The organism is Streptomyces sp. NPDC029122, assembly GCF_055569445.1.
The window spans coordinates 107,915-120,117 of sequence record NZ_JBVHWK010000010.1 but is presented as its reverse complement, the minus strand read 5'-3'; the positions used below and the strand labels follow the sequence as shown (position 1 = coordinate 120,117).

At 68.9% G+C, this 12,203-nt stretch carries 11 protein-coding genes and 2 pseudogenes; 4 read left to right on the top strand and 9 right to left on the bottom strand.

Annotated elements, in window-relative coordinates; all coding sequences use genetic code 11:
- The first annotated feature begins 84 nt into the window (after positions 1–84).
- Both ACZ4WZ_RS14955 and ACZ4WZ_RS14950 read left to right on the top strand, forming a co-directional pair.
- Positions 85–399: a transposase gene (locus tag ACZ4WZ_RS14955; protein ID WP_467889881.1), complete on the top strand. Its 315-nt coding sequence runs from the start codon at positions 85–87 to the stop codon at positions 397–399.
- Positions 285–866 (top strand): IS5 family transposase, encoded by a 582-nt coding sequence (locus tag ACZ4WZ_RS14950; RefSeq protein WP_467890117.1) that lies wholly within the window; start codon positions 285–287, stop codon positions 864–866. Before ACZ4WZ_RS14955 ends, ACZ4WZ_RS14950 begins: the two co-directional genes overlap by 115 nt.
- Positions 867–883: 17 nt before the next feature.
- Here the strand turns inward: ACZ4WZ_RS14950 and ACZ4WZ_RS14945 are convergent, their stop codons facing one another.
- The 3 genes from ACZ4WZ_RS14945 to ACZ4WZ_RS14935 form a co-directional block, all read right to left on the bottom strand.
- Complete coding sequence (locus ACZ4WZ_RS14945; RefSeq protein ID WP_453407116.1) at positions 884–1,405, bottom strand: SMI1/KNR4 family protein; 522 nt, start codon at positions 1,403–1,405, stop codon at positions 884–886.
- Between the two features lie 64 nt (positions 1,406–1,469).
- Complete coding sequence (locus ACZ4WZ_RS14940) at positions 1,470–1,952, bottom strand: hypothetical protein (protein WP_467889878.1); 483 nt, start codon at positions 1,950–1,952, stop codon at positions 1,470–1,472.
- Between the two features lie 358 nt (positions 1,953–2,310).
- Entirely contained in the window at positions 2,311–2,919 is a 609-nt protein-coding gene (locus ACZ4WZ_RS14935) for an ABATE domain-containing protein (RefSeq protein WP_467889876.1), read from the bottom strand.
- Between the two features lie 93 nt (positions 2,920–3,012).
- On the opposite strand from ACZ4WZ_RS14935, the gene ACZ4WZ_RS14930 reads away from it, so the two are divergent.
- Positions 3,013–3,804 carry an MBL fold metallo-hydrolase gene (locus ACZ4WZ_RS14930; protein ID WP_467889873.1) on the top strand — a complete coding sequence of 264 codons (792 nt, stop codon included), beginning with the start codon at positions 3,013–3,015 and terminating at the stop codon, positions 3,802–3,804.
- 191 nt (positions 3,805–3,995) lie between these two features.
- Positions 3,996–4,355, top strand: a pseudogene (locus ACZ4WZ_RS14925) (ester cyclase); the annotation flags it as partial.
- A gap of 172 nt (positions 4,356–4,527) precedes the next feature.
- Here ACZ4WZ_RS14925 and ACZ4WZ_RS14920 read toward each other — a convergent pair.
- The 6 genes and pseudogenes from ACZ4WZ_RS14920 to ACZ4WZ_RS14895 form a co-directional block, all read right to left on the bottom strand.
- Positions 4,528–5,883: pseudogene (locus ACZ4WZ_RS14920) on the bottom strand (transposase); the annotation flags it as partial.
- Positions 5,884–6,804: 921 nt separating this feature from the next.
- Complete coding sequence (locus ACZ4WZ_RS14915; RefSeq protein WP_467889871.1) at positions 6,805–7,410, bottom strand: hypothetical protein; 606 nt, start codon at positions 7,408–7,410, stop codon at positions 6,805–6,807.
- Between the two features lie 554 nt (positions 7,411–7,964).
- Positions 7,965–8,486: a hypothetical protein gene (locus tag ACZ4WZ_RS14910; RefSeq protein ID WP_467889869.1), complete on the bottom strand. Its 522-nt coding sequence runs from the start codon at positions 8,484–8,486 to the stop codon at positions 7,965–7,967.
- Positions 8,487–8,877: 391 nt separating this feature from the next.
- The gene (locus ACZ4WZ_RS14905) at positions 8,878–10,407 is read right to left on the bottom strand and encodes an NHL domain-containing protein (protein WP_467890115.1); all 1,530 of its coding nucleotides are present in this window, start codon (positions 10,405–10,407) and stop codon (positions 8,878–8,880) included.
- Between the two features lie 112 nt (positions 10,408–10,519).
- Positions 10,520–11,038 (bottom strand): PDZ domain-containing protein, encoded by a 519-nt coding sequence (locus tag ACZ4WZ_RS14900; RefSeq protein WP_467889867.1) that lies wholly within the window; start codon positions 11,036–11,038, stop codon positions 10,520–10,522.
- Between the two features lie 619 nt (positions 11,039–11,657).
- Positions 11,658–12,203: FG-GAP repeat domain-containing protein (locus ACZ4WZ_RS14895; protein ID WP_467889864.1), on the bottom strand; the 546-nt coding region annotated here is incomplete at its 5' end.

Genomic DNA, 12,203 nt, shown 5'->3' with positions numbered 1-12,203 from the left:
CGCGGCTCGTACTGTGACTGTCTCGCTCATCGGCTCGGGAGCGCCGGGGACCGGCCGTACAGGCGGCCGAGGTATCCGTCCGACATGAGCGACGCGGAGTGGGCGGTGGTGCGTGACGCGATGCCGGTCCCGGGGTGGTTGGAGGGCAGAGGCGGACAGCCGGAGGCCTACTGCCATCGTCAGATGGTGGACGCGGTGCGCTACCTGGTCGCGGGTGGCATCACTTGGCGGGCGATGCCCGCGGACTTTCCCGCCTGGGAGCGCGTCTACGCGTTCTTCCGGCGCTGGAGGACAAAGGCCTGGTCGCCGAGTTCCACGACCGGCTGCGGGACCGGGTCCGCGAGGTCGCCGGCCGGGACCGGGAGCCGACCGCGGGCATCATCGACGCGCAGTCGGTGAAGGCGGCCGCGTCAGTGCCGGCGGCGACGCGGGGGTTCGACGGCGGCAAGAAGGTGAACGGCCGCAAGAGGCACATCGTGGTGGACACCCTCGGGCTGCTGCTGGTCGTGGTGGTGACCGCGGCTTCGGTCACCGACCGCGACGCAGGGCAGACACTACTTGCCCGGCTGCATGAACGGCACTGGCGCATCGCACTGGTGTCGGCCGACGGCGGCTACACCGGGCGCCTGATCGATTTTGCCCGTGATGTTCTGCGGATCGGGCTGAGCGTGGTCAAACGCAGCGACGACACGGTGGGCTTCACGGTGCTGCCGAAGAGGTGGCTGGTCGAGCGAACGTTCGCGTGGCTGATGCGCTCACGCCGACTCGCCCGCGACTACGAAGGCCGCACCGACACCTCGGAAGCGATGATCCGGTGGTCGATGAGCATGGTCATGAGCCGCCGACTCGCCCGGCGAACACGCTGATTCCACCCTGTTCAGGTTCAGGGCAGGGGTTCGTAGAACGGACGGTCAGGCGCGAGGTTACGCGAACACACCGTCACGTCCTCACCTCTGAGATATGCCAGCAGCCATTCACTGAACGTCATCTCATGGAGAGTCCAGGCCGGACTGTCAAGCTCCTGAACCAGGATGCGCCAGGGCGACGAGGGTCCGTCTGGAACACGAAGGAAAACCCATTCTCCCGTCGTGGCCGACGCCACCGGCATCAACTCCCCGGGACCCGCTCCTGCCGGACTGGGCAGGAACTCCGCCATGTCCTCCTCCCGCCACATCTCAAGATTCCCCCTGACGGTTTCTCCTAGACTGTGCAAAAGGTGACCGGCGGGGTGCTTTAGGTACAGCTGCCCGTTGATCTCGATCGAGCCGTAGGCGTTCACTATCTCGCGGAAGTCGGCAGGGAATTCGATGCCGAACTCCCGCTCCATCTCGATCCATGGCGCCGGATCCGACCAGTTGAACCGGGGCTCACCCAACAGAGCCTTGACCTCCGAAAGCGTTGCCACCACCGAGCCCCTTCTCCCGCGTTCCGGGCGTCCCGGCCGGAACCCCGCCCCGGTAGCCTACGAGTCACCGGGCTGCCCGGTGACCATGGTGAACGCCCCCGGGGCGTTCCTCGGCCAGCCAGCCCCGCGCGACCAGGCGCTTCGCCTTCGACCGCACCCCCTCGACCTGCGCGGGGACCGCGTCCAGCCCGAGCGCCACTGTCAGCTGCCGACAGTCCATCGTCTCCCCACCCCCGGTCCCGCCAGCCAGGACATCCACGAGTCGGCGGTAGTCCGGCGCAAGCACACCGACATCGAGGCCATCTCTCCACACCGGCACGACCGATTCCGGCACAGCCGCGGTGGTCCGCGTCGGCCGCTCGCTTGCCACGACCGGCGGCACCTCATTGCCTCCGCGTACCTCAGTTAGGACCAGTCCGACCGCCTCCCGGGCGATCACGAACCGCTCCCACACGGCCTCCGCCTCGCGCAGCTCGGCCTGCAGAGCTTCCACCCGCTGCCGAGCGGCACGCTCGCGCTCCTCCAACAGCCCCACTACAGACGACATTCCGGCACCTCCACCGCAGAGACGACATGGCACTTCGTTTCTGCCGCCGACGCCACGGCCCTATGCCTCACCAGCGGGAACACACCCGCCACTCTCGGAAAGACAACGGCTTCTCAGAAGTGCCTCGCACAACGTGTGGGTTTCGAGAGGGCTTTTGCGAACGGCGACCTGCGGAATCGTGATCGCTCGGGGGCTGTCGCAGAACTCTCACAGATGAACGTTTGTGAGAGAGCCCGAGTCAGAGCGGTGATCTCCACTGATCAAGCGCCCGGCTGCCGGACGACAACCGGAAGCAGCCTGCTGAAGGTGTTTCGCGTGGCCACCGGGCGGCCCGCAGGAGGGCCCCTGGGGTGGTGCGTCAGTCCGACGCGCCGCTGCGCCGGGCGTAGGCGCGGGCGGCACGGACACGGTCGCCGCAGCGGGTGGAGCACCAGTGGCGCCGGCCGTGGGTGCGCAGGAGGAACCGGTCGCAGGGGGCGGAGCCGCAGGCGGCGAGGATGCCGGCGTCGGGACCGGTGAGCAGGTCGGCGGCGTCGGCGGCGAGGGTCGCCAGTGCGTGGTTGACGGCCTGGTCGGTGGGGTGCGCCTGGACGCGGCGCAGCCCCTGGGCCCCGTCCCAGGTGAGGAGGGGGGCGGTGGGCACGGCCGTGAGGGCCTCGTTCACCGCGTGCAGGGATTCCTCGGGCGGGGGCGCGCCGTCCACGCGCGCGGTGAACAGGGCCCGGACGTGTCCGCGCAGGGTGCGCATCCGCTGGGCGCAGAACTCGTACAGCTGCACCTCCGGGGCGGCCAGGTCGTGAGCGGCGAGCCAGCGCATGGCGGATTCGGGGGCGGCGAGCAGGTCGTAGCTCTGGCCGGCGGGCAGGGTGGCGGCGGTGTCGGCGAAGTCCAGGGAGCGGTACCGGTCGGCACCCGGGGCCGGGGGCAGAGCGGTCGGCGCCACGTCGGTGGCCAGGGTGTCGTCCATGCCTCTCATGGTAGCGCTTGCGTTTTTCCGTGACACCCGCCTAGCCTGGCATCACGTTAACCGCAGGTTTTTTTCGTGAGAAATGGAGATGTGATGTCCCAGCTCAACGCCAGCCAGTTCCCGGTCCGCACGTTCGGCGGTCCGACCGCCCTGTTCGAGTACGGCGGCCTGCGCTTCCTGACCGACCCGACCTTCGACGGCCCCGGCGACTACCCCGCGCCCGGCGGCCCGACCCTGGTCAAGACGGCGCCCTCCACCGCCACGCCCGCCGATGTCGGCCCCGTCGATGTGGTCCTGCTCTCCCACGACGAGCACGCCGACAACCTCGACACCTCCGGCCGCGCCCTGCTCGCCGACGTCCCCCTCACCCTGACCACCCCCGGCGGCGGCGAGCGCCTCGGGGCGAAGGCCAAGGGCCTGGCCGACTGGGAGACGGTCGAGCTGGAGCGCCCGGGCGGCGGCACCATCACGGTGACCGGAGTCCCTGCCATCCACGGCCCCGGCGCGCGTGGGGAGGTCGAGCCCTTCGCCGGCCAGGTCGTCGGCTTCGTCCTGACGGGCGAGGGACTGCCGACGGTCTACGTCAGCGGCGACAACGCCTCGCTCGACGCGGTCAGGGAGATCGCCGAGCGCTTCGCCCCGATCGACACCGCCCTCCTGTTCGCCGGCGCCCCCCGCTTCCCCATGGTCTTCGACGGCAACCTGATCGTCCTGGACAGCGCCCAGGCCGCCGAGGCCACCCGGATTCTTGACGCCCGCCGTGTCGTCCCGGTCCACCACGACAGCTGGGCCCACTTCACCGAAGGCCGCGACGAGCTGGAGGCAGCCTTCGCCGCCGCGGGCCTGACCGACCGCCTGGACCAGGACTGGGCGCAGCGCGCCTGAGCCGGACCGCCACTTAAGGAACCGAGACCTTGCGCCCGGGGCCGGGGCCCGCAGTACACCGGGCCCCGACCCCGGGATCGCCCTTCGCGGCGTCCCCTGCGCCGTGCCAGAACGACCAAGAAGGACCCGATCACATGTCCACCGGACCCAACGCCGACCTCGTGCACCGCTTCTAGCAGGCCCTTCAGCAGGGTGACTACGACACGCTCACCGGCATGTTCCACCCGGACTTCGTCTTCTACTCCCAGATCGACAGCCCCCGGCCCGGCGTCGCAGGGTTCATCGACGCGGAGAAGAAGCACCTCGACGCCTCCCCCGGCAACCGTCTGACGGTCCTCGACACCGTCGCCGAAGCCGACAAGGTCGGCGCCTACGTCGTGGTTGAAGGAGACCAGGGCGGCGACTACTACGGCATCCCCCCGCGCGGAGCGCACGTACGGTTTTCCATGTTCAACCTGTTCACGTTCAAGAACGGGAAGATCATCGAGAAGCGGGCCCACTACAACCTGGCCGACATCATGGACCAGCTCACGGCCGGCTCCGCCGCCTGACGACACGGGCCTCGACAGGGCCACACCCTGCACCTCTCCAGCGCCGCCCGCCGACGGCACCCGCCTGGAGCGAAACGCTCCCACCCAGACAGCGATCCGGGCCCCGGCGGGAGACGCCAAGAGCTCCTCTACGCCTCCACTCCTCGTCGTCCTCATCCAGCCCGAGCCCGGCCGCGTCCGGGTTGCGCAGCGGGCGCAGGGCGCCGGCGGCCGGGGTGGAGGCGGTGAAGCTGTAGCGGCCGAGCACGTTGAGGTTGCGGTGCTTGAGCGGGGAGAGCCGGGCGATGTTCTCGTCGCGGATCTCGTGTCCCTCGGCGCGGAGCTGGGCGACTGCGGCGTCGATGTACTTCGTGGTCCAGAGCACGATGGCGTTGAGGACCAGGCCGAGAGCGCCGAGCTGGTCCTCCATGCCGTCGCGGTACGCCTGGTGGATGGTGCTGCGCTTGCCGTGGCAGACGTCGCGGGCCAGCTTGTGGCGGGACTCCTGCACGGTGAGCTGGCGGTTCATCTGCCTGCGGTAGGTGTCGTCCACGGGGTCGACCATTCGCATCAGGTGCTCGGTCTTGGCGATCCGCCCGTACTCGGTGAACGCCTGTCCCAGCGGGGTGGGGTGGCCCTCGCGGCCGAACATCCGCAGCAGGTCGTAGGCGCGGACCTGGTTGGTGACCAGGGAGCCCGCGACCCGGAGCATGTCCGGCCACCACGTCTCGATCTTCTTCAGGTCGACGCGGTTGCGGGCGAGCGGCTCCAGCACCCCGTACGTGCCCGTCTCCACCCCGGGCATCGTCGCCCGCCAGAACCGCTGGTCGTCCAGGTCCTTGAAGCGGGGGCTGAAGTTGTAGCCCAGGATCTTGAAGATCCCGAACACGATGTCGCTGTAGCTCGCGCTGCCGGTGGTCACCATCTCCGGCTTCACGCCGCCGTCGAGGTTCAGCAGCGCGTCCAGGATGTGCAGGGAGTCGCGCGGGGTGCCGGGGACGACCATCTGCCCGATGCCCGCGACCTGGTCGTTGACGGCGTTGAGCCAGGTGATGCCGCGCTTGAACCCGCAGTACTTCGGGGAGGGCGCCGCGCTGATCGTGCGGACGGGAACGACGAACCGCAGTCCGTCGACCGAGGCCAGCAGCCCGTCGCCCCAGAACTGCACGATCGGCACCTCGGCCTGGGCCTCGATCAGAGCCGCGTGCGCCGCGGCGATGGTGTCGGCGCGCAGGTAGAACTGGTCGACGTGGACCAGGCGGGAGCGGGTCAGGGCCTCGTGGCCGGGGTTGGTGACCGGGGTCATGCCGATGTTGCACGCCTCGCTCACCAGCAGCGCGACCACCGAGGTGGTCAGGTCCTTCATGCGGGTGGTGCCGTCCCCGAGGTGGACAAAGGCGTCGAGGAACCCGGTCCAGGAGTGGACCTCGAAGAGCAGGTCCGGCAGGTCCATCTTCGGGAGCATCTTCTCGAACCGCTTGCGCAGCCGGGCCAGCGACTTCGGCTCGCCGAGCGCGCCGAGCTTCTCCACGTTCAGCTTCACCTGGCCGCCTCGCGCAGCGCCGCCCGCATCGCGACGTCGGCCGAGTTCATCCCGGCGCGTGCGGGGAGCAGGTCGCCACCCTCGGGCGGGCGCTGCGCGAGCTGGGTTCATCCCAGCGGGTGCGGGCAGCAGATCTTCTGCGGGGTGAGTTCGGCGCGCAGTTCGGGTTCATCCCCGCATGTGCGGGGAGCAGCTACTCGCTCGTCTAACTCGTACCGCACACCAAGGTTCATCCCCGCATGTGCGGGGAGCAGGCTTGCTGACCTGGGACTGTACAGCGATCACGGGTCGGTTTCGAGCACTTTCGTCGAATCGGATAACACTCCCATATGCCGCCTATGGTGCCCGAATAGCCTGCGTCGTCGTCCTGCGCACGCGACTGTGGAGCGTGCCGCGGTACAGCAACACCAGGTCCGGAGGCCATTGGACCGGCCCTCTGTCACTGCGGACAGCCCTCGAAACGGAACTGAACCGGCCATGAACGGCTGCCGAGAGCGACGCCTTCGTCGCCGCGCAGCTCCGGCTACGCGAGGCCACCGGCGGTCTCGGAGGCGAGTGGCCGGAGCGGCTGAGCCGGATCGAGCAGCAGGCCGCGCACCTGCTGACGACATCCGCCGCGCAGCGGCTGCGGCCGGCCATGCCCCCTGCACCTGCCGCTCGATCCCGGAGCACCACCCGTCCTCGTCCACCCGGCAGAGACCGGCTCTTCCGCACCAGACGGCGCGACCGGACCACTGGGCACCTCACCGCCGACCGGACGCGGGACCGCGGGGACGGTACGAAAAGGGGCACGAGTCACGGTGCGGGGCGGCACCTGGCCCGCGGCGCTGGGGAAACTGGGCCGCTCTCGAGCGGTCGGCGGCCGGACGGCACGCCGGTCGGCTCGGTTCCGCCCTTGTTCGACGTACGAAGCGCGCGGCGGCGCACTCAGGGTTGCTGAACGTTGTTCAGTCGGGCGATCTGGCGTTCGATCAGCTCGGTTGGGAAGGAGGAGCTCCGGCCCATATCGACCCTGAAGAAGGTGGCAATGGTGTTGCCGGCCCGTACGACGGTGACCTGTTTGTTGGCGTCAGTGCCGTCGTTCAGGGGAATGTGCTCCCGGAGGGTGACCGCTTCGTCCCCGAACTGCGGGGGTGCTTCCACCGCTGTCGACGCGGTGCGCTTACCTGTCCAGTTCTCGAATTCGTAGGACCGGCAGCCGCCCAGGGCCTTCTTGAGTTCTGCGAAGTACTGCTCCGCTTTGCCTGCTTCGTAGGAGGCGAGTATGGAACTGCCGGGGTAGATGTCGTTCTTCCAGTCATAGCTTTGCTCGACGCGAGCGGACGAGTGCTCGCCCTGGCGGATGTCCAGATAGGCCCGGCAGACGGGATCCGCTACGGGCGGGAACTTGCTGGGCTCGTCCTTCAGTTCCTGCACGCTCATGCTGGTCTTGACCTGGGGGACATCAGCGTCCACGAGGGCCGCGTCCTTGAGCTGGGCCACGGTCAGCGGGGCTGACAGAGCCTTTCCCGACGAGGCGGAGGACGTGCCCACGCCAGGAGTGTGCTGTGCGGGCGCGGTGCACCCTGATGCGACGCAGACGCCGATGACAGCGGTCGCCAAGGCGGTCTTCGGTCTTGGTGTGCGGGCAGGCATGAGTTCCCCCGGGTGTGTACAGGCAGTCAGCCGACGCTAACTCGGCCGACACTGCTCGACCAGCACTTTTTGATCACGCCACGGCTCGCGACAAGTCCGCTTGGCGGGCGGGGCCGCTTTCGGAGTCGGGTCGGCTCCTCAGGCGCCGTGGTGGATCAGCGACTTCCGGGAAGGAAGGGCCCCCGGTTGCGCTCGAGGTCCTGCGGAGCGGCTCGACGACCACCTGGAGAGCACCACTTTCCGGCAGCAGTCGGTGAAGGAGTCGGGATCAGAGTGCCGGACGGTCGAGGCGCCCGTGTGAGCTTTTGCCACAGTTCGTTGCAGGGCCCGTCTGTCCTTGGGCGGGGCACTGCCACGCGCTCGGCACCGGGCCGGGCAGGCGGTGGGCGATCTGGCGTTCGCCCTTCGTGCAGCCGGCGAAGAGGCCGTTCGAGGGGCAGCATCCGGGGGCTTCATACCGGCGCGGGAGAGGCAGCCATCCGGCGCCGGTAGTAGTGCACTGTGACCACGCCCAGCAGCGGACCCCAGAAGAGCAATGGTGCGTAGACGATGTTGAGCAGCCAGATGCCCCAGGTGGTGGCTTCCATGTCTGCGTTGAGCGACGTGTGGACGAACAGTGCGCCGAAGACAGTCGTGACCAGCGCGCCAAGCCCCGCCACGCCGGTTCCCAGCATGACTGGGACGCGGCGCCCGCGTAGATACGGGATCCAACGCGGCCATGCCTCACCCCAGCTCTGCACCAGCCCAAGGGTGACGAACGCGAAGGCCTCGGAGATCAGACTGAGACCGACGAGGACCAACGACCCCAGGCCAGGAGCCCCCATCTGATCGTATTCGGATTGCGCCAGCCCAACGGGGACGCCGACGGCAATGGCCACCCGCCAAAGCGCCGAGGGCACGTTGGTCAATGCGGCGCCCAGCGCGGCGAGCCGGGCCCAGCGCGGCACATTGGGTAATATATTCACTTTCGACATGTGAGCCAGGCTCGTCGATGGGGCGGTTACACACATCAGCCTGCGGTTCCATCCCTTCTCACCCGCGAGGCGTAACTACAAGTACGACCGGCGGGCGCGAACTGAAGGCAACCGCTGCATCCAACTCTGAGGCGCAGCCCCGCCAACGGAAGCACGCATTCGCCAGGTGAAGCGCTCAGTCACATCCGGGCTCGCTGTCGATTCGGAGCGCGCTTCCTAGGACCGGCCGAAGAAGTGCGACTGCGCCAAGGCCCCAGAACCCAGAACCCAGAGACACCGAAAGCGCCCGAGCCGCCCGCCCAGAAGGCCCTCAGACCTGGGGCCGAGTAGCGCCTGGCTGAAAGGGCAGGGGGCAGGGTCGGCGAGGCCGCTCCTGCCCCCTGCTCGTGCGTCACACCGGCAGCAACTGCCACTGCCTGCCCCGGTGGTCGCCCTCCGCCCAGCGCTGCGTGATCACCACAGGCGCGTTGGTTTCGACGCCCAGAAGCAGACCGCTGTTCCGGTTCGCAATCTCGTAGACCCGGGGGTCGTCGGCCACGGTGCCCACCGGGATCAGCCGCCACTGCTGATGGTGTGCCTCGTCGCCTTCGTAGGCGCGCTGCGCGACCACCGCCCCGGCTGCCCCCCGGGCTTCGTCGACCTCCAGAACCTTTCCGCTGCGCACGTTCTCGATCGTGTACACCACGTCGCCGCTGTCACTCTTCCCGGCTAGGACCAGCCGCCACCGCTGCGACTGACGGGGAGCGGCGAGCGACTGCTGGATCTTGGCCCCGTCCTTGAGTGACTCGCTCGTGACCCCGATCCGCAGCCGGCTGCGGACGCTCGCCCAGGACGCCACCGTGCCTGATTCGGGCAGTCCTGCCATGGCGGCCGCCGCCACCTTCCGTACGCGGTGGTTGACGTAGTCGGCGATGCAGAGGGCGCCGACGCAGTCGACCGCGAGCCCGAATGGGTAGTTCAGCTGGGCGGAGGTGGCGGGGCCGCCGTCACCGCTGAAGCCGTCGGTGCCCGTGCCCGCGACCGTGCTGATCGTGCCATCCGCGGCGACCCTGCGGATTCGGTGGTTGTTGTGGTCGGAGACGTAGAGGGTGCCGGTGGTGTCGGCTACCACGCCCAGGGGGAAGTCCAGCCGGGCGGAGGCGGCGGGGCCGCCGTCACCGCTGAAGCCGTCGGTGCCCGTGCCCGCGACCGTGCTGATCGTGCCGTCCCCGGCGACCCTGCGGACCCTGTGGTTCTCGGCATCGGTGATGTAGAGGTCGCCCGCGCTGTCCACTGCAACGCCGTACGGGCTGTTCAGCTGAGCTTCGGCGGCAGGCCCGCCGTCGCCGGAGAATCCCGGGGTTCCGGTCCCGGCGACTGTGCGGATCTGCCCGTCCGGTGTGACCTGCCTGACCCGGTGGTTGTCGGTGTCGGCGATGTAGAGGTTGCCGGTGCTGTCCACTGCGACCCCGTACGGACAGTTCAACTCGGCGGCAACGGCAAGGCCGTCGTCACCGCTGAACCCGGCAGTGCCCGTGCCGACGACTGTGCCGATCTGTCCGTCGGCCATGACTTTGCGGATCCGGTGGTTCTCGGAATCGGCGATGTAGAGATTCCCGGCACGGTCCACCGCCACCTCACGCGGGCCGTCCAGCTGGGCTGAGATAGCAGGGCCATGATCACCCCTGGATCCAGCAGTGCCGGTCCCTGCCACCGTGCGGATCCTGCCGTCCGTGGTGACCTTCCGGACGCGGTGGTTGTTGTAGTCGGAGAAGTAGAGGGTGCCCGTGCTGTCCATCGCGAGGCCATAGGGACGGTCAAGCCGGGCCGCGACAGCGGGCCCGTCGTCCCCTGCGGCCCCGGCATCTCCGGTACCGGCGACCGTAGTGATCTCGGGGGCGAGGTCTTCACTCTCTGTTGCTGCTGTCTGGGCCTTGCTCATCGTCATCCCCTCACCGTGTGCCGGCCGGCCAGGACTGAGGTCTTGCCGATCGTGTCCGAAGTCCGCAGGAGCGGCAGGCGGCAAGCGCGCCCGTGCGTAGGCATCGTGGCGATCACTCGTCGACCGTGTACTGCAAGGTCATCTGAATACCGTTGCGCGTGACGCCCACGGGCACCGCGATTCCGGCTCGCTTGCCGGCGAGGACGGCGCTGAGGGATGCCGCCGACGTGACGGGCTGACCGTCGACGGAGGTGATGATGTCCTTGTCCTTGAACCCTGCAGCGGCGGCATTCAGATCGGGGTCGACGAAACGAACCCGGGCGCCTCCTCCCCCGGGGACGCTGCTGACGTACCCGCCGAAGGCCCCGGGAGTGCCCTGGGTGATGTTGACGGTCCAGTCCACCGCCACACCTTCAAGGGTGAGAGTGCCGGTGAACCGGCCACCTGCCATGGGCGCGTCATCCGCGGCGACAACGTCAACCTTGAAGGGACGGCTCCAAATCCAGTTGTTGCTCTGCAGCGAGAAGCTGGCGGACGAGCCATCCGGGGCAATGGACACAGGGCAGCTCATGCCGCTGCACCAGGGGTCCACCCGGACGATGCGCGTGTACTGCGGAGCCTGGATCGTCACATGCCCCGGACTTGAGCGGACCCGCCCGTCCGGCGGGAACTCGACCGTCCTGGCCGGCCCCGGGGCATCGAGATCAGGGACAGACGACGGAGGCGTCGGCGCACGGAGTGCCGTGACCGCACCAAGAGCGGGCGCAGCAGTGGCTCCGGGCGCCAGTCCTCCGAGCAACAAGCTCGCTCCCAGCGCGAGCACCGTGCATGCCGACGTGGACCTACGCATGATTTCTCCCCAAACTTGAACTACGCAGAGTAGTTGATCGAGTACACGAGAGATGGGCGCATCCGTAGACGGACGGGTACGCCACGGTCGTCTGGTGCGACAGCGAGACCCCGAGCAGGAGTGGTACGCGCAGGGTCCGGGCAGTGGCTCTGGCGCCCAGCGGTGGCCACCGGCGACCGGCCCGGAGCCCTGTGTCCCGCCCCCCGGGGGGGGCGAGGATGCGGTCCTCGGCCCGTGTACGGGCGGCGAGACGCTCTGGCCGGCCGAACCGGTGCCGTAGCACTGGAGCGGCCGGGGTGGTCGGGTTCCGCACCGGGGGCCGCATCCAGGCCGCCGTGTGCAGGACGGCAGCCCGGTGACCCGGTGTCGAGTTGCCGCGGTTGCTGTTTCAACCCAGGGCTTATCGGGTTCGGAAGCGGCGGTAGAGGTTGCGGGCCACGTACACGCCCGGTCCTCCGAAGCCGACGATGTCGACGCGTCCGTCGCCGGTGATGTCCGCGAGGAAGCGGGGGTGGTGGCCGACCCGCCAGGCGCCGGCGTCGTCGTTGTACCCGAAGCCACGGCAGACCAGTTGGGCCTGTTCGAACGTGCCGTCGCCGCGGTTGTGCGCCACCCAGACTCCTTCGTCGCCGAAGCCGACGATGTCGGGGTTGCCGTCACCGGTGACATCGGCGAGGAAGCGCAGGTGCTTCTGGGCCGTCCATCCCTGGGCGGTGCCGAAGTCGTTCAGGACGAGCTTCGAGGGCTCGAAGGTGCCGTCGTCGAGGCCGCGTGCGACGACTACGCCGTGGGGGCCCAAGCCGATGATGTCCGTCGCCCCGTCGCCGGTGGTCTTCAGCAGGAACCGGGGGTGCTCCTCCGCCGAGATCCACCCCTGGTCGGTCCCGAAGTCGGCGAGGCCGTACAGGGGCTCGGCGAAGACACCGTCCTCGTCTTGGAGGGAGAT